A 22,675-nucleotide genomic window follows, 5' to 3' on the forward strand; every position below is an offset into this window, starting at 1 on the left:
TGCTATTGTGGGCCCTACCTGAACCGAGCCCCGCCATGTCCATCCACGCCGCACTGAACCACGTCACGCATTACAAGTACGACCGCCTGGTGAACCTGGGGCCCCAGGTCATCCGGCTGCGTCCGGCACCCCATTGCCGCAGCAAGATCATCTCCTACTCGCTGAAGATCGAGCCCGCCACCCATTTCATCAACTGGCAACAGGACCCCTTTGCCAACTACCAGGCCCGCCTGGTCTTCCCGGACCCCACCCGCGAATTCAAGGTCACGGTGGACCTGGTGGTGGAGATGGCGGTCTACAACCCCTTCGATTTCTTCCTGGAACCCGAGGCCGAGCACTTCCCTTTCAGCTACAACGCACTCACCCGTGAGGAACTGGCGCCCTATCTGGCGGCCAGCCCGCTCACGCCGCACCTGAAGGTGTACATGGCCCGGATCGACCGCACGAAGATGCGCACGATCGATTTCCTGGTCAAGCTCAACCAACAGCTGCAAAGCGATATCAAGTACCTGATCCGCATGGAACCCGGAGTGCAGACGCCCGAGCAGACCCTGGGACTGGGCAGCGGCTCCTGCCGCGACACGGGTTGGTTGCTGGTGCAGTTGCTGCGCCACTGCGGTCTGGCCGCGCGTTTTGTCTCGGGTTACCTGATCCAGCTCAAGCCCGACGTCAAATCACTGGACGGCCCCAGCGGCACCGAGGTGGATTTCACCGACTTGCACGCCTGGTGCGAGGTCTACCTGCCCGGCGCCGGCTGGATCGGGCTGGACCCGACCTCGGGCCTGATGGCCGGCGAAGGCCACATTCCCCTGGCCTGCACCCCCCAGCCCTCGGGCGCAGCACCGGTGGAAGGCGCGGTGGACGAAAGCGAAGTGGAGTTCGCCCACCACATGCAGGTCACGCGCATCTACGAATCGCCCCGTGTCACCCAACCCTATACCGACGATCAGTGGGCCGCCGTGATGCAACTGGGCGAGTCCGTGGAGGAACGTCTGCAGGCTGGCGACGTGCGCCTGACCATGGGTGGTGAACCTACTTACGTGGCCGCCAGCGATCGCGATGCACCGGAATGGAACACGGATGCGCTGGGCCCGACCAAACGCGCTTATGCCACCGAATTGGTGCACAAGCTGCGCACCGAATACGGGCAAGGTGGTTTCCTGCATTTCGGCCAGGGCAAGTGGTACCCCGGTGAGCAGTTGCCGCGCTGGGCCCTGTCCATCTACTGGCGCAAGGACGGCCAGCCTGTCTGGAGCCGACCCGAACTGTTTGCCGACGAACGTGAACCGGGCGCCTACACCAGCGAAGACGCCCGCCGTTTCACCTACACCCTGGCGCGCAAACTGGGCATGACGGACCAGTACATCCAGCCGGGCTACGAAGACGTTTTCTATTACCTCTGGCGTGAACGCAAGCTGCCCGTCAATGTGGACCCCTTCGAATCCAAGCTCGACGACGAGATGGAGCGCATCCGCCTGCGCCGTGTCTTCGGGCAGAAGCTCGATGCGGTGGTGGGCTACGTGCTGCCCCTGCAGGCCAACGACACCACGCTGGCCGGTGCCACCTGGTCCACCGGCCCCTGGTTCTTCCGCGACGACCGCATGTACCTGCTGCCCGGCGACTCGCCCATGGGTTACCGCCTGCCGCTGGAGTCCCTGCCCTGGGTCAAGCCTGGCGACTACCCCTACCTGATCGAACAGGACCCCTACGCGCCGCGTACACCGCTGCCGCAAGCGGCACAGCTGCGCGCGCAGTACGCGCCACACCAACGTACGAGCGTCGCAGCCAGGGGCGTTACGGCTGGCGCAGCGGGCACGGGACAGACGAGGGGCGCAGGCCCTGCCGGTACGACAGGTGCGGCACAGACCCAGGAACCCAAACGTTTCGAGTCCGCGGACTGGATCACACGCACCGCCCTGTGCGTGGAAGCACGCGACCCCATGCGCGCGAATGGCCCCAAGGCCGAGCGCGCGCACGGCGGCAAGTCCAGCCTGCTCTATGTCTTCATGCCGCCGTTGGCTCGCCTGGAAGACTACCTGGACCTGCTGGCCGCGGTAGAAGCCACGGCGCAGGAGCTGGGCATGAAGATCGTGCTCGAAGGCTATCCGCCGCCGCGTGATCCGCGCCTCAAGCTGCTGCAGGTCACGCCGGACCCCGGCGTGATCGAGGTCAACATCCACCCCGCGCACAACTGGAGCGAGCTGGTGGACCACACCGAGTTCCTCTACAACGCGGCCTTCGAATGCCGGCTCTCGGCTGAGAAGTTCATGACCGACGGCCGCCACACCGGCACGGGCGGCGGCAACCACATGGTGCTGGGCGGCGCCACGCCCACCGACAGCCCCTTTCTGCGTCGGCCCGAGCTGCTGGCCAGCCTGCTGCTCTACTGGCACAACCACCCTTCGCTGAGTTATCTCTTCAGCGGCATGTTCATCGGCCCGACCAGTCAGGCCCCGCGTGTGGACGAGGCGCGCAACGACCAGCTGTATGAGCTGGAGATTGCGCTGCGCGAGATCCACACCAACCGCCAGAAGTACGGCGCCGACATGCCACCCTGGCTGGTGGACCGCACCCTGCGCAACATCCTTGTGGACATCACGGGCAACACGCACCGCAGCGAGTTCTGCATCGACAAGATGTACTCGCCTGACAGCGCCACCGGCCGCCTGGGCCTGCTGGAGCTGCGCGCCTTCGAAATGCCGCCGCACGCCCGCATGAGCGTGGTGCAACAGCTGCTCTTGCGCGCCCTGGTGGCCCGCTTCTGGGACACGCCTTACCTGGCCCCCGCCACACGCTGGGGCACCGAGCTGCACGACCGTTTCCTGCTGCCTGCCTTCGTGCACATGGACTTCGCCGACGTCATGACCGAGATGCGACAGGCCGGCTTCGCTTTTGATGACGCCTGGTTCGCGCCGCACTTCGAGTTCCGCTTCCCGCTCGTGGGCGAGGTGCAAAGCATGGGCATCGAGCTGACCCTGCGCAATGCCCTGGAGCCCTGGCACGTAATGGGTGAAGAAGGCACATCGGGTGGCACCGCGCGCTACGTCGATTCCTCGCTGGAGCGCATCGAGGTGCGCGTGAGCGGCCTGAACCCGAGTCGTTACGCCGTCACCGTCAATGGCCAGGCCCTGCCCCTGCAGTCCACGGGCACGGTGGGCGAGTTCGTGGCCGGTGTACGCTACAAAGCCTGGAACCCGCCCTCCTCATTGCACCCTTCGATTGGTGTGCACGCGCCGCTGACCTTTGACATCGTGGACACCTGGATGAAACGCTCCATGGGCGGCTGCCAGTACCACGTGACGCATCCGGGCGGGCGCAACTACGACACCTTCCCGGTCAATTCCTACGAGGCCGAGAGCCGGCGCCTGGCGCGTTTCTTCCGCATGGGCCATACCCAGGGCTCCATCAAGGTGCCAGCAGCCACCAGTGCGTTGCCTGGAAGCCGCGAATTCCCCTTCACACTGGACCTTAGGTGAAGGAAAAGGGCAGCACGCGTCGACAGTGATGTAACAATACCGTCACAGTGGACCACGCCGACCCCGATCTCTTCGACGCCGAACCCCTGCCCTCGCCCGCACAGCGGGCGCTGGCGCTGGCCCCCCCCTCCGCCGACGGTCATTACGATGAACTGCGCGGCGGCCTGTCCGGCAAGCAGGTGGCCCCGCCCTGGGGCGACTTCTTCGAACACCTGGGCACCGAAGGTTTTGCCGATCTGAACCACCGCGCCGGCAGCCTGGCGCGGCAGATCCGCGACAACGGTGTCAGCTACAACGTCTACAGCGATGCCAGCGGCCCGCAGCGGCCCTGGTCACTTGACCTGTTTCCGCTGATCGTGACACCCGAAAGCTGGCAGCAGATCGAGACGGGCGTGCTGCAACGCGTGCGCGTGCTCGAACACGTGATGGCCGACGTCTACGGCCCGCAGGAACTGCTCAAGGCCGGTCTGTTGCCGCCCGCCCTGGTGCAGGGTCACCCCGGTTATCTGCGCCCCATGCATGGCGTGGCTCCTGTGGGCGGCACGCACCTGCACATCGCCGCCTTCGATCTGGCGCGCGGGCCCGACGGCAACTGGTGGGTCATCTCGCAGCGCACGCAAGCGCCTTCGGGCCTGGGCTATCTGCTGGAAAACCGGATATCGATCTCGCGCCAGTTCGCACCGGCCTTCGAGGGCATGCACATCCAGCGCCTGGCTGCCACCTACCGCGCATTGATCGAGTCGCTCAAGCAGATGAGCCCGGCCGGCGCCGATTCGCACATCGCCCTGCTCACACCCGGTCCCTACAACGAAACCTATTTCGAACACGCCTACCTGGCGCGTTACCTGGGCCTCACGCTGGTTGAGGGCAACGACCTGACGGTGCGCGACCAGAAGCTCTACCTCAAGACCCTGCGCGGCCTGGAGCCGGTGCACGGCCTGCTCAAGCGCCTGGACGACGAGTTCCTGGACCCGCTGGAGCTGCGTCCCGACTCGACGTTGGGGGTACCCGGCCTGTTGCAGGCCATCCGCGCCGGCAACGTGCTGGTGGCCAATGCACCGGGCTCGGCCTTCCTGGAGTCGAGTGCGCTGCTGGGTTTCCTGCCGGCCCTGGCCAGCCACCTGCTGGGCGAAGAGCTCTCCCTGCCGGCCCTGCCCACCTGGTGGTGTGGCGAACGCGCAGGCCTGGAAGATGCGTTGCCGCGCCTGGGCGAATCGGTGATCAAGGCCACCTATTCCGGCACGGCCAGCAGCTTCGAGGCTGTGCTGGGCCGCAACCTGAACCGCAGCGGCCTGGACGAATGGGCCGGCCGTCTGCTGCGCGAAGGCGACCAGCACACGGTGCAGAGTTACCTGCCCCCTTCGCAGATGCCGACCTGGCAGGACGACAAGATCGTGCCGCGCTCGGCCATGCTGCGCGTGTTCGCCGTGGCCGACGGCCCGCAGTCCTGGCGCGTGCTGCCCGGCGGCCTGACCCGCCTGGTCAACGCCAGTGCCGGCATGGCGTCCATGCAGCGTGGCGGCAGCAGCGCCGACACCTGGGTCATGACGAATGGCGCGGTGGACCGTACCACCCTGCTGGCCCCCCACCACGCCTCGCCCCTGCTCACGCAGCGCAAACGCCTGGTCACCAGCCGCGCGGCCGAGAACCTCTACTGGCTGGGTCGTTACACCGAACGCACCGAGAACAACATCCGGCTGGCCCGCCTGACGCTGGACAGCCTGAACGGGCAGGACCCCTGCTCCCCCGCGCTGCTGAGCTGGCTCAGCGAGCTGGCCGTAAAGAACACTCTGGTGCTGCCCGACGTGCCCACGGCGCTGCAGGCACGCCGTGTGTTCGAGCGTTCGCTGATCGCCAGCCTGGGCAGCCAGGACATGGCCACCAGCGTGGGCTACACCCTGCGCGCGCTCAAGCTGGCCGCCGCCGCGGTGCGCGAACGGCTCTCGCAGGAACAGTGGAACGTCATCACCCGCGCCGAAGCCGAGATGACGCAATACTGTGCCGAGCAGGCCAGCCAGGGCGACTACTCCGCCGTGGAGGCCCTGCGTGCGCTGGAATCGGCCAGCGGCCACATGGCCGCCATCACCGGCGCCCAGACCGACCGCATGACACGCGACGATGGCTGGCGCCTGCTGTCCATCGGCCGCCAGATCGAGCGCCTGTGTTTCCTGGCTCCGGCCCTGGCCGGCAGCTTCGAGAGTGGCGCCGTTCATGATGACGGCGGCTTCGAGGCGCTGATCGCGCTCTTCGACAGCACCATCACCTTCCACGCGCAGTACCAGCAAAGCCGCGAAGTGCCGGCCCTGCTGGACCTGCTGGTGCTGGACCGCGACAACCCGCGCTCCTTGAGCTGGGTGGCCCAGACCCTGCGCGGCCGCCTGGCCAAGCTGGCCGGCAGCCCGCAAGGCGAGCTGGATGCCCTGGCCCTGATGGCCCCCGACCCCGAGCGTTGGACCCTGGAGGCGCTGTGCCAGACCAGCGAAGATGGCGCGCTGCCCCAGCTGGCCGAACTGCTGGCCCGGTGCAATGAAGCCGCCTGGCGCATCTCCGACGAGATCAGCCTGCGTTACTTCACACACACGGGCGAGTCCGGGCAGAGCCTGGGGGCCTGAGTTGATGCACCTGCGCATCACGCACGAGACCCTGTACGACTACACGCCCGCGGTCGAGACCGCGCAGCATGTGGCCTATCTGCAGCCCCTGGACACCTCCTGCCAGACGACACTGAGCCACCGGCTCGAGGTATCTCCGACACCGGCACAGATCACCCGCAGCGTCGACATCTACGGCAACCACCGGGTCTTTTTTTCACTGCAAACACCGCACACCCAGCTGCGCGTGGCGGCCATCAGCGAGGTGCGCACGCGTGTGCCGCAGGCGGTGGACAGCCGCATCGCCTGGGAGGCGTTGCGCGAGCAGTTCCGCTACCACTCGGGTGCGGCCTGGAGTGCGGCCGCCGAATTCAGCTTTGCTTCGGCGCGCGCCCCGCGAGATGAAGCCTTCGCGGCCTACGCGCGCCCCAGCTTCGGCCCCGGCGTATCGGCCCTGGCCGGCGCACGCGACCTGATGACGCGCATCCACACGGACTTCATCTACGAAACGGCCAGCACCGAGGTCAACACACCGCCGCTGGAGGCCCTGGCCCTGCGCAAGGGCGTGTGCCAGGACTTCGCCCACATCATGCTGGGCTGCCTGCGCAGCCTGGGCCTGGCGGCACGTTATGTCAGCGGTTACCTGCTGACCCGACCGGCACCCGGTCAGCCCCGGCTGGTGGGCAGCGACGCATCACACGCCTGGGTGTCCATCTACCTGCCGGACCTGCCGGGCGCACAGGAGGGCCAGGGCTGGTACGACCTGGACCCGACCAATGACCGGCATGGCTGGGGCACGCCCGGTGAAGACTATGTGACCGTGGCCACGGGGCGCGACTATGCCGACATCTCGCCGATCCGCGGTGTCATCCACGGTGGCGGGCAGCACACGCTGAAAGTGGCCGTGACGGTCGACCCCGTCGATATGGCAGGCCCGACGGCAGTGCCTTAGGGCGGGCTGGCCGGCTGCGGGTTCCAGCGCTGCGGCGTGAAGCCGAACACCCGTGGGTCGGCCAGATCGACCCGGCCCCGCACCCAGCCCATGAAGGGGTAGCCATAGACCTCGACCCGGGTGAAGTTCTCCAGCATCTTCTTTCCCGTGACATCCAGCAAAGGCTGGTTGAGCTGGTAGCTGTGCGTGTCACCGTGCACGAGAACAACCTGCCCTGCATAGGCCTGGGTCTCCAGCTGTAACTGCTCGATGAGGTCGCGGTAACCCGGTCGGGCCTGCCCCGCAGCGGCGGCTTCCAGTCCCGGATTGGCCTGGATCACGATCAGCAGGCCGGCCAGCTTGCGACTGCGCGCCAGGTCGAAGGCCTGGGCCAGCCAGGCGCGGTTGGCGGCACTGCGCTCGATGTACTCGGCGACAGGTCCGCTGCGTCCGTCGACACCGTGGTAGTTGTTCTGGCTGCCCGGCACATGCAGTCCGACAAAGAGCACCGAACCCTGCTCCCAACGCACGTTCTCGCGGTAGGCCGCATAGGCCGGATCCCGGCTCTGCCGCTCCAGAGGAAAGGAAGGCTGGCCCAGGGTCCGCTCGTCCCGGTAGAACACCGCACGCAAGTGCGCCAGGCGCTCCACCGGATCGTAGCCGCCGTTGCTGCGGCGGTGACAGTCGGTCCACTCGTTGTCACCGGGAACGTAGATCAGGGGCAGCGGCGCCGCCTGGAAAACGCCCAGGATGTCCTGGTAGACCTCGTCACGGCAGACGCTGGAGCCGCTCTTGATGTCACCGGCATGCACGGCAAAGGCCGCCCCCTGCTGTGCCATGTCGGCCATCATCGCTGGCAGCTGATCCCGCTCCCAACGGCTATAGGGGGTGTCACCGAACAGCGCAAAGGAAAAAGGCTGGGCCGCCAGCGGCAGGGCCAGCAGGGTGGCCAGAGCGAGGGTGAGGAAACGCAGCACGCGGGAGTACGACGACGAGGGAACCATCACAGTCAATCGGCGCCGCGCCAGCGATGGTTGATCTGGCGTGTGGCGATCGCCTGCAGGCGACGGCCCAAGGCCATGGCCGCTTCCAGCAGCAGCAGCATGATGAGTGCCACCACACCACCAGCGATCAGGGCTTCCTGCGTCAGCGGCACGGTGGCGTTGTACTGGAGCAGGGTCTGCTCGCGCAGGTCGTGATCGGCCTTGACGAGCAGATGCCAGAGGCGCCCCGGCAGGTGGGTCTGCAGCGCCTTGGCCTCGCCCTCGAAGCGCAGCTTGCGCTGATACATGCGTTCGATGGCGTCACCCTCGGCCTGGAAAGCGGCCACATTGCTCTGGCGATGCATGGTGATCAGCGCCTCGACATTGCCGCCCGTGTGCTGGTTGGCAATGATCAGGAAAGGCTGGAAGTTGATGGTGACTTCGCGCAGCGTGGCATCCACGCGCTTGGCGTACTGGTCCGTCAGATGGGGCAGTTGCATGCCCGCCAGCAGACAGATGCAGGCGACGATGATCATCACATAACGCAGCAGGACCGACATGGTTTTCCTCCGGGAAGGTATTCCCGACATTAAACCAAAGCCGCCCGGCTGGCGGACGGCGGAAACAAACGCTTGCAGTTTGGCCGGCGCCCGCCCCGGTTCAGCTCGTTTCGGTCACGTCGGCCGCGATGCGGCGCAGGGCGTCCACGTACATGGCCACGGGCTGACCGCCCGAGATCAGGTACTGGCGGTTGACGATGACCGCCGGCACCGAACTGATGCCGGCCTGCTGCCATTGCATCTCGTTCTCGCGCACGGCCAGAGCGTATTCGTTGCCGCCCAGGATCTCACGGGCGCGGGCCTCGTCCAGTCTCACGGTACGACAGGCGCGCACCAACACCTCGGCATCGGAGACATTCTCGGCCCGACTGTGGTAGGCCGTGAGCAACTCCTTCTTGAGCGCGTACTGCTTGTCCGGACCCTGCTCGCCGGCCCACTGCAGCAGGCGGTGGGCGTCGAAAGTGTTCCAGATGCGGCCACGCCCCTCGGGCTTGAAGCTGAACCCCACTTCGGCACCGCGCGCGCGGATGGTCTCGCGGATCTGCGACTGCTGCTCGGGCGTAGAGCCGTACTTCTGCGTGAGGTGCTCAGCCACGTCCTGGCCCTCTGGACCCATGGCGGGGTTCAGCTCGAAGGGCTGGAACTGGATGTGGGCGTCGACCTGGCCCAGCAACTGGTCCAGTGCCTGTTCCAGGCCGCCCAGGCCCACGGCGCACCAGGGGCAGGCCACATCGGAAACGAAATCAATCTGAAGGGTGGTGCTCATAGGGGTTTGCGAGGATGCTTGGGCAGAAAGAAAAACGTCGATTCTAGATATAGTTGAGTCGCCCTTGTCACAGGGCGGATAAACACCAAAGGGAGTAGACATCATGAACAGAACACTGGTTCTGGCTTTTTTTGTGGCTGCGGCCGCCCTCACCACCGGCTGTGCCTCCGTTACGGGCTCACCGACGCAAAACATGGCCGTCCAGACGCGCGATCAGACCGGCGACGAGGTCAAGGGCGCCAAATGCACGCTGATCAACAACAAGGGCCGTTGGAGCCTTGAAACCCCTGGTACCACCACCATTCAGAAATCCAATCAGGATATGCAGGTGAACTGCACCAAGGATGGCTTGGAAGCTGGCAACCAGGCTGTCGTATCCGAAACCCTGGGGTCCATGTACGGCAACATCCTCATCGGCGGCGGTATCGGTGCCTTGATCGATCACAACAGCGGTGCCGCATACCAATATCCAACCATGGTCCGCGTCCTGATGCGGGCACCAGGCAAGAAGGAATCCGAAAGCCAGGCCAACACCACTGCCCAGCCGACTGCCGCAGTTCGGGCCGCAACGAATCCATCTGCCATTCGCACACTGGGGCCGCTGGCCGTCAATTCGGGGAAAAAGCCTGAAATTGGGGACGAGTGGGAATACCTGAGCGAGGACAAGATCTATGGCAAACGCAAGAAACTGCTTTGGCGTACCAAATCGGTAGAGACAGATGGGGTCGTAGAGGAATTGGTCGTTGACGGTATTCCAGCTCAACCATGGCTTTATAAAAATCAGCCTGAAGTGATCGCTGTTTCCACCGAGACGGGTTTTGTTTTCAGCCCGCACTGGGATACCCAGTCCTCAATCCCCGAGATGAAAGTCAAAGGCACTGGGGATTGCGCCCAACAACTTATGTGCATTGTTCAGGCCAAACATGCAGGCACGGAGCAGATCTCCATCAATGCAGGCACTTTTGACGCTGTGCGTATCGATGGCACGCTTCTCGTCAAGCTCACGGCTTTCCAATTCAGAGGAAAAGTTACCGCCTGGTACTCTGAGAAAGATAGAAGGCTGCTCAAGCAAACCGTAACGTTGCGCTCGAACGCCACCAATATTGATGAGACCGTGGAGCTCCAGTCGGCACGTACTTTCCAGTAGCGAGTATCAAACTTTTTGCTCCTGCCCAGCCCAGGAGCAAAGGGTCAAGACTCCGCAGAGCGATGGACGCCAGTCCTCGTGGACTGGGCACTCCACGGAACTGAGCCATGAAACGGAACTCAATCGAATGCATGCGCGTCGGACACGCGCCAAGGCTCACGTCTGCCTCGATGCCGGCCGCTGACCCAAACTTTCCAGTTCGTGCACGGCCAGTGCGCGTGCTCGGACCGGCCCCTCGTCCTGCTCCAAGCCACCCAAACCCAATGCACACCAGAGACTGTCCGCATCGGAGAAAATTGATTTGTAGAGGAACGCTCATAGGGGTTTCCGAGAGTGTGCGAACGGATGAGAAGTAGGTGGTTTCTGGGTATAGTCCTCTAACCCTTGTCACAGGGTGGACAAAAAACATACGGGAGTGGGCGTCATGAACAAGGCATTTGTTCTGTCTTTTTGCGCTGCCTTGGCCTTGCCATTTGCCGCGCTAGCAACCAATCCGCCCCTCGCGGGAACACCCCCGCCCACCGCTGTATCGACCGAGCCTGCTTGGCTGCTGAACATGCCGCAGAGTGACCGACTCGTGCACCGTGGACTGCCCGATCTGGACAATGCAGGCGTTGCCAACGGTGCGATCCTGTACCCGGCCCCCAATGTGGCGGGGTTTCTGGTCAGCGTCCTGACGCATGGAGCCGTCGTGGACAAGATAAAAGAGGACCAGAGAAACCAGCAGCAGGAGGCCGCCGACAAGATCTGGGCCCCCTACTTACCGATCCTAGAAAATTTTGGCCATCGCGAGCTGATGCAGCGGGCCCTGCCAAAGGCGGCATCGCGCGCGAGCATGACCCTCACGCGGAATGCCAGCACCAATGTCGCGGACAGGGGCAAGGGCATCGAGAGTGCCCCTGTCTTCTCCATGACGCACGACCAGCTCGCGATCATGCTCGATAACACCATCGTGCTGCATGCGCCGGCCGGCAGTGCGGTCACCAGCCATCGAATGACCCTTCGGGTGATCTCCGAGCCTAGGGAGACAACGGACCCGGTCGCCTACTGGACGAGCAACAACGGCGAAGACCTCAAGGAAGAAGAAGCCCGACTCATGGCGCTTTCACTGGACATTGCCATGCTCGACCTGTCGGGAGAAACGCATAGGCCCGACGCCCCCTACAAGACAGTGCGCTACCGTGAAGGATCCATCGAGAAGATGGAACGGGCTCAGGTTCTTGCCGACCGCTGCAGCCGCGTCCTGTTACGCACGCTGCGTGGCGCCCTGATGTCGGTCCCGGCCGCACGGCCCGGGAACAACCCGGCCAGCAACTGCGACAACCCGTCAAACCCATAAAGGAAAGAGCAAAAAATGAAAAAAAGCTGCTTCGGAGTCATCGTCGTTACTGCATTGGTCTTGCTGACTGGATGCGCAACACCTCAACAAGCACCCATCGCCTTGTCCAAAACGTCGATCAGTGCCGAATCTGGGCGCATTGGTGTGGTGATGACGACCTTACCCCAGTTGGACACCCAGGTGCCAGGAGCCGGTTGCCTGCTATGCCTCGCTGTCGCCATCCAGATGAACTCCGGGCTCACCACGCATGCCCGAACCCTGGGTTATGAGGATCTGCCCCAATTCAAGCATGAAGTCGCCGCGCTACTGCGTAAGAATGGCGCCTCGGTGATCGTCCTTGACGAGACCCTGAATATCAGTACCCTGCCAGACCACGCCGGGGCGGCGCCCAATGCGGCGACCAAGAGCTTCGCCGCCTTCAAACAAAAGTATCAGATTGACAAACTCCTGGTCCTGAACATATCGGCGTTGGGCTTCACCCGTAGCTACGCCAACTACATACCGACCAGCGATCCCAAGGGCTTGTTCGAGGCCGCCGGCTATATGGTCAATCTCTCAACCAATGGCTATGAATGGTACGAACCCGTCGTTATCAACAAGGGCACTGACCAGAAATGGGATGAGCCTCCAAAATTTCCGGGCCTGACCAACGCCTACTACCAGGCACTGGAAATGGGCAAAGACCAGCTGATCAAGCCGCTGCTGGCGTCCGGCGATGTCATCAGAACCCAAGCTGCTGCGCCTGTTGCCCCCAAGGTCATCGCGGTGGTCCCCAACACCCCTGCCCCAACGATCCCAGCCATCACTACCTCGTCATCCAAAGCTGTACAGGCTTCTGTTGTAACCGGGTCGACCCGCATGTCGCCCAATACTGGAAAAAAACCCCAGGTTGGCGATGAATGGGAGTACCTGGCCGCAGACAAAATCTATGGCAAGCGCAAGAAATTGGTATGGCGCACCAAATCCGTAGAAGTGGATGGCGTGGTAGAGGAAGTGGTCATTGATGGCATTCCATCTCAACCATGGCTCTATAAGAATCAACCTGAAGTGATCGCCGTTCCCACCGAAGCGGGTTTCGTTTTCAGCCCGCACTGGGATACCCAGTCCTCAATTCCCGAGATGAAAGTTAAGGGTGCTGGAGAGTGTTCTCAGCGACTTCAGTGTGTTGTTCAAGTCAAGCATGCGGGCGCAGAGCGGATCTCCACCAATGCTGGCACCTTTGACGCCATCCGCATTGATGGCACGCTTGTCTTCAATGCCAACCCCATTGTCCAAGTCCGAGGACAAATCACCGCTTGGTATTCGGAGAAGGATAGAAGGCTCATCAAGCAAACCGTGACGATGCGCACGAGCGCCGCCTCCATTGATGAAGTCCTAGAGCTTCAATCAGCGCGCTCACTTCAGTAGTGCGCATACAGCCTCGGCGAGGCAACCGCAATCGGGTGCAGGCAGGTGAGCCCTAGGGCTCACTTCTGCCTGGACACCAGCCGTTTCCCCAGACTTTCCAGTTCGCGCACGGCCAGCGCGACCACACGTGCCGACCAGTCGTCCTGCTCCTGCTGCGGCCCGCGCAGCAGACCCAGCGTGCTCTTGAAGCGCGAACCGTCCAGACGACGGAAGGCCACCTGCCCCTGCGGCAGGGTGGCGAAAGAGGCCGGCACGATGGCCACGCCCAACCCGCAGCCCACCATGGCCAGCACGTTCACAAACTGGCCCGCCTCATGACGGATATCTGGCGTAAAACCGGCCTCCATGCACAGTGCTGCCGTGCGATCGTAGTAGTCGGCGTCCTGGTAGCGTGAAAAGCTCACGAAGCGCTCGCGTGCCGCCTCTCGCAGCGCCAGCGGTTTACGGCTGCGTGCCAGGGGATTGCCCAGGGGCATGGCCAGACAGTAGGGATCGTCGATACAGGCCACCATCTCTGCTGGCTGGCTGCCCTCGCCCGGACGCGCCAGCCCGAGGTCGATCTCGCGGTTGTGCAGAGCCTGCAGCTGCTGGGTGGTGATCATCTCGCGCACCTCGACGTTGACCGCCAGCTTCTCGCCAACCAGGCGCTGCAGCAGGCCCGGCAGGACCGAGTGGATGGTGGACGGCACCAGGCCCAGGCGTAAGGTGGCGCGCTGACCGGCCTGGCGCTCCCGAGCGCGCACGGCGGCTTGCTGCGCTCGCGCGAGGATGGCCCGCGCATCCTCCAGAAAAGAAGTGCCCGCCTGGGTCAGCCGCACCCCGCGCGGCTGGCGCGTGAACAGGCTGACCCCCAGCTCCTCCTCCAGCTGGCGGATCTGGGCCGACAGCGGCGGCTGGGCGATGAACAGCTTTTGCGCCGCACGGCTCACGCTGCCCAGCTCGGCCACGGTGACGAAATAACGCAGATGTCTCAGTTCCATGGCCCATCCTATCCATACTCAAAAGATATGCTTTTTATACCAAATCAGTCTTTGACGTATGGATTGAGGCCGCCGACACTGCGCACAGTTTTCCAACCGGATCGACGACCCCATGCAATCCCTGCGCAAGACCCAAGCCGGCCCCGGCCTCACGCTCCAGGACGTGGCCCTGCCCCCTGCCCCTGCCGCCGGTGAAGTGCTGCTGCGGGTGCAGTCCGCCGGTGTCTGCGGCACCGACCTGCACATTGACGAATGGACGCCCAGCTACCACTTCGTCACAGCCGCCCTGCCCGTGACGGTGGGCCATGAATTCAGCGGCGTGATCGAAGCCTGCGGCACGGGTGTTCAGGGCCTGACGCCGCAGCAGCTCGTGGCCGTGCGCCCTTCGGTGGTCTGCGGCCAGTGCGAGTCCTGTCTGGCGCAGAACTACGACGCCTGCGTCAAACGCCGCGGCATCGGCGTCACGCGCGACGGCGGCTTCGCCCCCTGGGTGCTGGTGCCGGCACGCAACTGCGTCGCCATACCGTCCGGCGTGGACGCCGAGATCGCCGCGCTGACCGAACCCCTGACCGTCAGCCACGAAGCGGTGCGCACGGGCGGCGTGCAGGCTGGCGACCGCGTGCTGGTGCTGGGCCCCGGCAATATCGGCCAGGGCATTGCCCTGTTCGCCAAGCAGGCCGGCGCCCGCCAGGTGGTGGTAGCCGGGCACGGCGACGCCGCCCGCCTGGCCGTGCTGCGCGCCATGGGCTTCGAGGACGTGATCGACTTCGCCGGCCAGGGCATGGAACAGGGCCTGGCGCCCTATCTGCGGGAAGGCAAGTTCGACGTGGTGATAGAGGCCACGGGCGCGCCCTCGGTCATCGCCCCAGCCCTGCAGGCCCTCAAGACGCATGGCGTGCTGGTCATCACCGGCATCCACCCTGCCCCTGTGCCCATCGACCTCACGGCCCTGGTGCGCCAGCACCAGCAGATCCGAGGCTCCTACCGGGCGCCCGAAAAGAACTGGCCCCTGGTGGTGGACTACATGCGCACCCACCAGGACACCCTGCGCCACATGATCACCCACCGCCTGCCGCTCACGCAGGCCCTGGAAGGCTTCGCGCTGGCTCGCAGCAAAATAGCCACCAAGGTCATGATCTATCACCCCGACACGACCACGGAGCCACTCAGCGCATGACGCAGCCCGCTGCCACGGCCTTCCTCGCGCTCTGGAACAGCATCAGCAGCGCCAGGCTGCAGCCAGAGTACGAGGTCTGGCACACCTTCGAGCATGTGCCCGAGCGCGTGAGCCTGCCCGGCTTCGTGGAGGCGCGCCGCTACCGTTCGCACGCCGGGGCTGGCGGCACGCCGCGTTACTACACCTGCTACTGGCTGGAATCAATGGCTGCGCTGGAGACACCGCAGTACCGAGACGTCTTCACGCACCCCACACCCTGGTCCGCGCGCATGCGCGGCGAGCTGCGTGAATTCCTGCGCCTGCCCTGTACGCTGCAAGGCAGTTACGGGCAATCCGGCGCAGCGCAACTCGCAACGCTGCAGCTGCGCAGCCAGAACCCGGACTTTCCGGCCGCCGCCGCCGGCTGGCTGCGGGAGCAGGTGCAGCAGGCCCGGGTCGTCCGCGCCCGCTGGGGCAGCGTGGGCAGCAGCGCGGCCTTCCCACTGGCCAACCAGGTCGGCGATGCCGCCGCTCCTGGTCACGACCATGTCGTGATGCTCGAGGGGCTGGACCTCACCAGCCTGCAGCAGACCGTCGAGGCCATGGCCCGCATCGCGCGTTCCGACTGGCAACTCGCCGAACCACCCGCTTTCTTCGAACTGCTCAGCCTGGTGCGCCAAGGCGAGTTGGACCCGCCCGCAGGGCCGCGCCCGGCGGCCCGCATGGATTTATTCGGTACATTCAAAACAGGAGACCTCGCATGACACGCAAAAAGCATCCCTCCCTCATCGGCGCCCTGCTCGGCCTCGCCCTGCTGCCCCTGTGGGCCCAGGCCCAGAACGCAGATGTCTGGCCCAGCAAGGCCCTGCGCATCATCGTGGGCTACCCCAGCGGCTCCTCGCCGGACGTGCAGGCGCGGCTGCTGGCCGAACCCCTGGCCCGCGCCCTTGGCCAGCCCGTGATCGTGGAAAACAAGCCCGGCGCCAGCGGCAATATCGGGGCCGACATGACGGCCAAGGCCACGGACGGCCACACCATCGGCGTGATCGGCAACGGCCCGCTGACCAGCTCCAAGTTCCTCTACGCCAAGCTGCCCTACGACCCGCAGAAGGACCTGGCACCGATCGCCCTGATCGGCAGCGCCCCGCTGGTCTGGGTCACGACCAAATCCGCCAAGCCGCAGACGCCGGCCGAGTACATCGCCCAGGCGCGCGCCAGCGGCGACAAGCTGGCCTACGGCTCCATCGGCGCCGGCTCGGGTGGTCACCTGGGCATGGAACTGGTCAAGGAAGTCCTGGGCCTGCAAGCGCTGCACGTGCCTTTTGCCGGCGGCCCCGCCATCCTGAACGCCATGCTCGGTGATCAGGTGCAGATGACGCTGCTGCCGGGCTCGACCGTCATGCCCCTGGTGCAGTCGGGCAAGCTGCAAGCCATCGCCGTGACCTCGGCCACGCGCAGCGCCCTGCTGCCGGAACTGCCCTCCATGCAGGAGATCGGCGCCAAGGGCACCAACATCGAGGTCTGGAACGCCGTCATGGCCCCGATCCAGATGCCGGCCGCACACCAGGCCCGACTCAGCGCCGAGATCGGCAAGATCCTGCAGTCGCAGGACATCTCGCAGAAGCTGTTCCAGCAGGGCTGGAAAGCGGGTGACGCCTCGGCCACGGCACTGGCCCAGCGCATCAAGAGCGACACGGCGCTTTACGGCGACATCATCGCCAAGAAGAACATCAAGATCGACTGAGCGATCGGCGCGAGCCCCGCTCAGTCCTTCACGCGCCCACGCAGGGCCTTGGTTTCAGAGCGCTGGCTCTTGCCCTCGAGCCGTCGTTGCCTGGAACCATAGGTCGGCTTGGTGGCACGACGCGTTTTGGGCGGGCGGGCCACACTGTTGACCAGCTCATGCAGACGGGAGAAAGCATCGAGCCGGTTCATGTCCTGGCTGCGGTGCTGCTGGGCCTTGAGGACCAGCACGCCTTCCTGTGTGATACGGCTGTCGCGCAAGGCCAGCAGGCGTTCCTTCACGTCTTCCGGCAGGGATGAGGCCGGGATGTCGAAACGCAGGTGCACTGCGCTGGAGACCTTGTTGACGTTCTGCCCACCCGCCCCCTGGGCGCGGATGGCGCTGATCTGCACCTCGTCTTCGACAACCTGCAGCGGTGCGGGCACGGTCATGGCTGGCGCGGCCCGGGATCAGGCCAAGGCCTGGCGGCTCACTTCTTCTCCGTAAGCTGCACCAGGCCGGCGATGGCCAGGGCATAACCATTGATGCCGAAGCCGGCCATCACGGCCTTGGCCACCGGCGAGATCCAGGACTTGTGGCGGAACTCCTCGCGCGCGTGCACATTGCTGATGTGCAGCTCGATCAGGGTCACGCCCGCGCCCTTGATGGCGTCGTGCAGGGCGATGCTGGTGTGGGTGTAGGCCCCGGCGTTGAGGATGACACCCAGCAGCTTGCCCGCGGCCTGCTGGCGGCCGGCCTCGTGGATCCAGTCGATCAACTCGCCCTCGTGGTTGCTCTGGCGGAAATCCAGCTTGAGCGCATTGGCGGCGCAGGCACGCTCGCACAGCTCCTGCACATCGGCCAGGGTCTGGGAACCATAGACGGCCGGCTCGCGCGTGCCGAGCAGGTTGAGGTTGGGGCCGTTGAGAACGAGGGCGGTTTTCATGGTCGGACTTTCAGCTCCTTGACTTGAGCGCATGGGTAGGTACTGTCCGTCATTATCAGGCAGCCATACGGGCAATTCAGTCGAGTTGTGACTCGACTTCGAGCTCCGTCGGCACCACTGCCGCGGTCCTGGGCAACCAGAGATGGGTGATCAGCATCAGCAGCAGGCCCGCCACAACCATGGGAATGACCATGGGCCAGGCCCCGTGGGCATGGCTGGCGTCCACGTAACGCGCCATCACCTGCCCGGTCACGACGGCCACCCCCATGGTCAGGAAACCGGACCATGCCACCGCACGGCCCGCCAGGTGCGGAAAATCGCCCACGGCGCCCGCCTGCCCGCAGGGCTGGTGGATGCCATGGCCCACCGCATAGATCCAGTGCCCGAGGAGCAACGGCCAGATGCTGTGCGGAGCCCACAGCACCCCTGCCAGCTGGACCAGGGCACCCGTGATGCTCAGTTGCGCGCCCCAGCGCACGGCCCGCAGGGCCGTGTGCTTCTTGAGCAGGCGCCGGCACCAGGTGGTGCTGAGGATGTAGACCAGGGAGCCGCTGGCAGGGACCCAGCCATAGGCCAGCGGCGACAACCCCAGGTACTCCACATAGATGGCCGGCGAGAGCAGCAGGAAGCAGAACACACCGCCGTAGGTGCTGGCCGTCAGGCTGGTCCAGGCGCGAAAGCTGTTGCTGGCCAACACGTCCTTCACGCTGCCGCCGGCCTGGGCGTGTTCGGGTTGTCGGGTCTCGGCAAATCGGACCCAGCAGAGCCAGAGCACCGCCACCGAATACAGGGCCATGCAGACCAGGGTCCAGCGCCAGCTCAGGAACTGTACGACCGCCGCCCCGGTCAAGGGCGCCAGCAGGGCCACGACACCGAGGCCGGACAGGCCCTTGGCCATGATGCGCGGCCCTTCATGGGCCTCATGCAGGTCCCGCACCGCCGCACGCGCGCAGACCAGAATGGCCGCCATGGCCAAGCCCTGCATGGCCCGCCACGCGGCCAGCACCCAGACCGTCGGCGCCAGCGCAGCGCCCAGGCCGCTCACGGTGTACAGCGCCAGGCCGGCCAGCAGCACCGGGCGTCGGCCGTAGCGGTCCGCCAGCGGGCCGTTGAGCAACTGCCCGATACCGAGGGCCAAGGTGAACAGCGTCAGGCTGGTGCTGGCCGAGCCCAGGTCACGGGCAATGGCGGGCAGCGCGGGCAGGTAGAGATCGGTGGCAATGGGCTGCGCCCCGAGCAGGAGCAGCAGTACCAGCGTGAAAGACCGCTGGCGTACGGGCTTGGACATCAAGCCACTATAGCGGCTGCCTGGGCTCCACCAAGGAATAAGCGCTCGAGGTGCGGGTCGGCCAGCAGTTCGGACGCCGGCTTGTGCAGCACCAGGCGCCCCGATTCGAGTGCAATGGCCTCGTCGGAAATCTTGAGCGCACTCTTCACGTTCTGCTCCACCATCAGCACCGTGGTGCCCTGATCGGCCAGGCGGCGCAGGAGCTTGAACACGTCCTGCACCACGAGCGGCGAGAGGCCGATGGAAGGTTCGTCGATCAGCAACACCTTGGGCCGCAGCAGCAGCGCACGCCCGATCTCCAACTGCTTCTGTTCGCCCCCCGACAGCGCCGAGGCCTGCGAGTGCAGACGTTCCCTGACGCGTGGGAAAAGCTCCAGCACCTCGGGGATGCGCTCATGGGTGGTCTTCATGCCCAGGGTAATGCCACCGAGTTCCAGGTTCTGGAACACCGTGAGCTGGCCAAAGAGGTTGCGTCCCTGTGGCACAAAGGCGATGCCACGCGCCAGCAAGTCCTTCTGGCTGGCACCGCCGATCTCGACCCCGTCCAGCAGAATGCGACCCTGGCGCGGCTTGAGCAGGCCGAACAGGGTCTTGAGCACGGTGGACTTGCCCGCGCCATTGGGCCCGAGCAGCAGGGTAATGGCGCCGCGCCGGGCCTGGAAGGACAGCTGGTTGAGGATCATGAAATCCTTGTAGCCGGCCACGACCCCGTCGAATTCAATGCAGATGGCGTTCGACATCTCAGTTCCCCAGGTAGGCGTCGAGCACCTGCTTATTGGCACGGATCTCGTCCGGCGTGCCTATGGCCATGACCTGCCCCTCCACCATGACCATGACGCGGTGGCACAGGTCCATGACGAAATCCATGTTGTGTTCGATCACCACGAACGAGCCCCTGCGTGTGCTGTTGAGTTGCTTGAGCAGGGTCGAGATGCTCCCCACCAGGCTGGGGTTGACCCCGGCGCAGGGCTCGTCGAGCAGCACCAGATCAGGCTCGCTCATGAAGGCCATGGCGATGTCGACCAGCTTCTGCTGACCATAGCTCAGGCTGCCAGCCGGCTGGTCGGCTACGTGGCGGATGCGGAACAGGTCGATCAGTTCATCGGCCTTCGCGCCCAGACCCGAGTCGCCGGGTGCGAACAGGCGGCTGAACATGCTGCCCTGGTGTTCCTGCGCAGCCACCAGCAGGTTGTCGCGCACGCTCATCTTGCCGAAGACCTGCAGGGTCTGGAAAGTTCGCCCGACGCCGCGCCGGTTGAGCTCGAGCGGTGACAGACCGGTGATGGACTGGCCCTTGAGCTCGATCGCGCCTTCGTCGGGCCGGATCTGCCCGAGCACGCTGTTGAACATGGTGGTCTTGCCCGAACCGTTGGGGCCGATGACCCCGAAGATTTCACCGGGTCGCACTTCGAAGCTCACGCCGCCCACGGCCTGGATGGCACCGTAGGCCTTCTTGAGGCCGCTGACCTTGAGGACCGGGGTATTCATGCCTGGCCTCCCGATGCTGCGGCCCGGGCGCGTGCAGCCGAGGCCTCACGCGACTGGCGACGTGCCCGGATGCGGTCCGGGATGCTTAGCAGGCCGTCGGGCAACCAGATCATCAGCAGAACGACGGCGGTACCAAACGCGAACAGGTACCAGGCCTGGGCGAAGCGCAGCCACTCGGGCAGCAGCACACCCACAGCGGCGCCGACAACCGGGCCGAAGAAATAGCCGGCTCCGCCCACCACCACCATGAGGTACATCATGATGGACGCACTCACGGTGAAAGGCGCTGGCTCGATGAATTGGACCAGGGACGCGAACAGCGCGCCGGCAACACCCGCATAGGCTGCACCGATGGCAAAGCTCAGCAGCGTGTAGCTGCGAATGTCCACGCCCAGGCTCTCCGCCCGGATCGGGTTGTCGCGCAGGGCCGTGAAGGCCTTGCCCCAGGGTGAACGCAGCAGCGCACGCAGCGCGACGGCCAGCAGGACCACCATCGCCAGGGCGAAGTAGTAGTAGGCCTTGTTGCCTTCAAGGGAGAAACCGGCCAGGTTCGGGCGCGCGATGTTGTTGATACCGAATGTGCCGCCCGTCAGCCATTCTTCGTTGCGCATCACGAGCCAGACCGCGGTGTTGAAACCCAGGGTGGCAAAAGCCAGGTAGATGGTCTGCACACGCAGCGCCGGGAAGCCCAGGATCAGGCCGACGCTGAAGCAGATCAAGGCAGCAGCTGGCAGACCGATCCAGAAGCTCACACCCGCTTTCAGCAGGATGGCCGAGGTGTAGGCCCCGATGCCGAAGAAGGCCGCATGGCCCAGCGACTTCTGTCCGGCATAGCCCACCGTCAGATTCAGTCCCATGGTGGCAATGATGAAGATGAACCAGTAGGTCAACAGATAGGTGCCGTAGTTCTTGAGGAACTGCGGAGCAACCAGCAGCCCCAGGGCCGCCAGCGCGATCAGGATGAATTTGACGTTCTTCATGGTTGCGGACTCAGACCTTGCGCTCTTCCTTCTTGCCCAGCAGACCCTGGGGTTTGAAGAGAATGACCACCATGAAGATCATCAGGGCCACTGCGTCCTTGTACGCGGGCGAGATATAGGCCGCGGCCAGGTTCTCTGCCACGCCAACGATCACCCCGCCCAGCAGTGCGCCGCGCGAGTTGTTGAAACCGCCGATGATGGCGGCGAAGAAGGCCTTGGTGCCCAGGCCTTCGCCCATGTCGAACTTGGCCAGGTAGGTCGGCGTGACCAGCAGGGCCGCCGCACAAGCGAGCAGCGCATTGATGACAAAGGCGTAGAGGATCATGCGCGGCACGTTGATGCCCAGCACCGTGGCGCTCTCGGTGTTCTGGGCCACCGCCTGCATGGCGCGGCCGGTCACCGTACGCGTGATAAAGGCCTGGGTGGCCAGAACCAGCAACAGGGCCACGACCAGGGTGCCGATGCCGCCCGAGCTCACGGTCACGCCCGCGAGATTGAACACATGGTCGCCGAAGATGTTGGGAAAGGGATGTGCCTCGGCACTGTAGCCGGCCCGCACCCCGTTGCTCATCGCGATGGCCAGGCCGATGGTGGCGACCACGATGGGCATCATGCCGTAGCGGTACAGCGGGTCGACCACCCCACGCTTGAAAACCCAGCCCAGCACCAGCACCGAACACAGCGCAGCCAGCACGAAACCCAGCCACAGTGGCGCGCCGACGGCCATGAAGCCCAGCATCATGAAGGCCGGCAGCATGACGAATTCGCCCTGGGCAAAGTTGATGGTGCCGCTGGCCTGCCACAGCAGGGTGAAGCCCAGTGCGGCCAGCGCATAGATGCTGCCCGTCGCCAGGCCGCTCAAAAGCAGTTGCAGAAAATCAGTCATCGAAACCCCGCCCACCCTGCACAGGCAG

20 protein-coding genes are annotated in these 22,675 nt (G+C 64.8%); 9 read left to right on the top strand and 11 right to left on the bottom strand.

Annotated elements, in window-relative coordinates; translation table 11 throughout:
• Nucleotides 1–35 precede the first annotated feature (35 nt).
• The 3 genes from AC07NT_RS09595 to AC07NT_RS09605 are packed head-to-tail and all read left to right on the top strand — an operon-like array spanning nucleotide 36 to nucleotide 7,019.
• Nucleotides 36–3,476 carry a transglutaminase family protein gene (locus AC07NT_RS09595; RefSeq protein ID WP_498596684.1) on the top strand — a complete coding sequence of 1,147 codons (3,441 nt, stop codon included), beginning with the start codon at nucleotides 36–38 and terminating at the stop codon, nucleotides 3,474–3,476.
• 47 nt (nucleotides 3,477–3,523) lie between these two features.
• The gene (locus tag AC07NT_RS09600) at nucleotides 3,524–6,088 is read left to right on the top strand and encodes a circularly permuted type 2 ATP-grasp protein (RefSeq protein WP_498596683.1); all 2,565 of its coding nucleotides are present in this window, start codon (nucleotides 3,524–3,526) and stop codon (nucleotides 6,086–6,088) included.
• Between the two features lie 4 nt (nucleotides 6,089–6,092).
• On the top strand, nucleotides 6,093–7,019 hold the full coding sequence (locus tag AC07NT_RS09605; RefSeq protein WP_498596682.1) for a transglutaminase family protein: 927 nt from the start codon (nucleotides 6,093–6,095) through the stop codon (nucleotides 7,017–7,019).
• Here the strand turns inward: AC07NT_RS09605 and AC07NT_RS09610 are convergent.
• The 3 genes from AC07NT_RS09610 to AC07NT_RS09620 form a co-directional block, all read right to left on the bottom strand.
• Nucleotides 7,016–8,002 carry a metallophosphoesterase family protein gene (locus AC07NT_RS09610; RefSeq protein WP_498596681.1) on the bottom strand — a complete coding sequence of 329 codons (987 nt, stop codon included), beginning with the start codon at nucleotides 8,000–8,002 and terminating at the stop codon, nucleotides 7,016–7,018. The genes AC07NT_RS09605 and AC07NT_RS09610 overlap by 4 nt on opposite strands.
• A 5-nt stretch (nucleotides 8,003–8,007) precedes the next feature.
• Nucleotides 8,008–8,541, bottom strand: a complete 534-nt coding sequence (locus AC07NT_RS09615; RefSeq protein WP_498596680.1) for a DUF2937 family protein — start codon at nucleotides 8,539–8,541, stop codon at nucleotides 8,008–8,010.
• A gap of 100 nt (nucleotides 8,542–8,641) precedes the next feature.
• On the bottom strand, nucleotides 8,642–9,307 hold the full coding sequence (locus AC07NT_RS09620; protein ID WP_498596679.1) for a DsbA family oxidoreductase: 666 nt from the start codon (nucleotides 9,305–9,307) through the stop codon (nucleotides 8,642–8,644).
• 103 nt (nucleotides 9,308–9,410) lie between these two features.
• On the opposite strand from AC07NT_RS09620, the gene AC07NT_RS09625 reads away from it, so the two are divergent.
• From AC07NT_RS09625 to AC07NT_RS09635, 3 genes are all read left to right on the top strand, one after another.
• Nucleotides 9,411–10,454, top strand: a complete 1,044-nt coding sequence (locus AC07NT_RS09625; protein ID WP_498596678.1) for a hypothetical protein — start codon at nucleotides 9,411–9,413, stop codon at nucleotides 10,452–10,454.
• 424 nt (nucleotides 10,455–10,878) lie between these two features.
• Nucleotides 10,879–11,793, top strand: coding sequence for a hypothetical protein (locus AC07NT_RS09630; protein ID WP_498596677.1), 915 nt, complete (start codon nucleotides 10,879–10,881; stop codon nucleotides 11,791–11,793).
• A gap of 15 nt (nucleotides 11,794–11,808) precedes the next feature.
• Nucleotides 11,809–13,200: a hypothetical protein gene (locus tag AC07NT_RS09635; protein WP_498596676.1), complete on the top strand. Its 1,392-nt coding sequence runs from the start codon at nucleotides 11,809–11,811 to the stop codon at nucleotides 13,198–13,200.
• 59 nt (nucleotides 13,201–13,259) lie between these two features.
• On the opposite strand, the gene AC07NT_RS09640 is transcribed toward AC07NT_RS09635, so the two are convergent.
• Complete coding sequence (locus AC07NT_RS09640; RefSeq protein ID WP_498596675.1) at nucleotides 13,260–14,180, bottom strand: LysR family transcriptional regulator; 921 nt, start codon at nucleotides 14,178–14,180, stop codon at nucleotides 13,260–13,262.
• Between the two features lie 112 nt (nucleotides 14,181–14,292).
• On the opposite strand from AC07NT_RS09640, the gene AC07NT_RS09645 reads away from it, so the two are divergent.
• Genes AC07NT_RS09645 through AC07NT_RS09655 form a run of 3 tightly spaced genes read left to right on the top strand, consistent with a single transcriptional unit; the run spans nucleotide 14,293 to nucleotide 17,080 of the window.
• Nucleotides 14,293–15,357, top strand: a complete 1,065-nt coding sequence (locus tag AC07NT_RS09645; protein WP_498596674.1) for a zinc-dependent alcohol dehydrogenase — start codon at nucleotides 14,293–14,295, stop codon at nucleotides 15,355–15,357.
• Nucleotides 15,354–16,100, top strand: a complete 747-nt coding sequence (locus AC07NT_RS09650) for a hypothetical protein (RefSeq protein WP_498596673.1) — start codon at nucleotides 15,354–15,356, stop codon at nucleotides 16,098–16,100. The genes AC07NT_RS09645 and AC07NT_RS09650 overlap by 4 nt, the downstream gene beginning before the upstream one ends.
• Nucleotides 16,097–17,080 carry a Bug family tripartite tricarboxylate transporter substrate binding protein gene (locus AC07NT_RS09655; protein WP_498596672.1) on the top strand — a complete coding sequence of 328 codons (984 nt, stop codon included), beginning with the start codon at nucleotides 16,097–16,099 and terminating at the stop codon, nucleotides 17,078–17,080. The genes AC07NT_RS09650 and AC07NT_RS09655 overlap by 4 nt, the downstream gene beginning before the upstream one ends.
• Nucleotides 17,081–17,100: 20 nt before the next feature.
• On the opposite strand, the gene arfB is transcribed toward AC07NT_RS09655, so the two are convergent.
• The 7 genes from arfB to AC07NT_RS09690 all read right to left on the bottom strand — a co-directional run bounded on the left by arfB (nucleotide 17,101) and on the right by AC07NT_RS09690 (nucleotide 22,647).
• Nucleotides 17,101–17,511 carry an alternative ribosome rescue aminoacyl-tRNA hydrolase ArfB gene (gene arfB / locus AC07NT_RS09660; RefSeq protein ID WP_498596671.1) on the bottom strand — a complete coding sequence of 137 codons (411 nt, stop codon included), beginning with the start codon at nucleotides 17,509–17,511 and terminating at the stop codon, nucleotides 17,101–17,103.
• Nucleotides 17,512–17,549: 38 nt separating this feature from the next.
• A complete protein-coding gene (gene aroQ, locus AC07NT_RS09665; protein WP_498596670.1) occupies nucleotides 17,550–18,005 on the bottom strand; it encodes a type II 3-dehydroquinate dehydratase in 456 nt (151 codons plus the stop codon).
• A gap of 76 nt (nucleotides 18,006–18,081) precedes the next feature.
• Nucleotides 18,082–19,293 (bottom strand): multidrug effflux MFS transporter, encoded by a 1,212-nt coding sequence (locus AC07NT_RS09670; RefSeq protein ID WP_498596669.1) that lies wholly within the window; start codon nucleotides 19,291–19,293, stop codon nucleotides 18,082–18,084.
• Nucleotides 19,293–20,033 carry an ABC transporter ATP-binding protein gene (locus AC07NT_RS09675; protein ID WP_498596668.1) on the bottom strand — a complete coding sequence of 247 codons (741 nt, stop codon included), beginning with the start codon at nucleotides 20,031–20,033 and terminating at the stop codon, nucleotides 19,293–19,295. Before AC07NT_RS09675 ends, AC07NT_RS09670 begins: the two co-directional genes overlap by 1 nt.
• Nucleotide 20,034: 1 nt before the next feature.
• Nucleotides 20,035–20,781: an ABC transporter ATP-binding protein gene (locus AC07NT_RS09680; protein ID WP_498596667.1), complete on the bottom strand. Its 747-nt coding sequence runs from the start codon at nucleotides 20,779–20,781 to the stop codon at nucleotides 20,035–20,037.
• Nucleotides 20,778–21,761, bottom strand: coding sequence for a branched-chain amino acid ABC transporter permease (locus AC07NT_RS09685; RefSeq protein WP_498596666.1), 984 nt, complete (start codon nucleotides 21,759–21,761; stop codon nucleotides 20,778–20,780). Before AC07NT_RS09685 ends, AC07NT_RS09680 begins: the two co-directional genes overlap by 4 nt.
• A gap of 10 nt (nucleotides 21,762–21,771) precedes the next feature.
• A complete protein-coding gene (locus tag AC07NT_RS09690; protein ID WP_498596665.1) occupies nucleotides 21,772–22,647 on the bottom strand; it encodes a branched-chain amino acid ABC transporter permease in 876 nt (291 codons plus the stop codon).
• Nucleotides 22,648–22,675: the final 28 nt, after the last annotated feature.

Source organism: Hylemonella sp. GW821-FHT10B10, assembly GCF_059415585.1.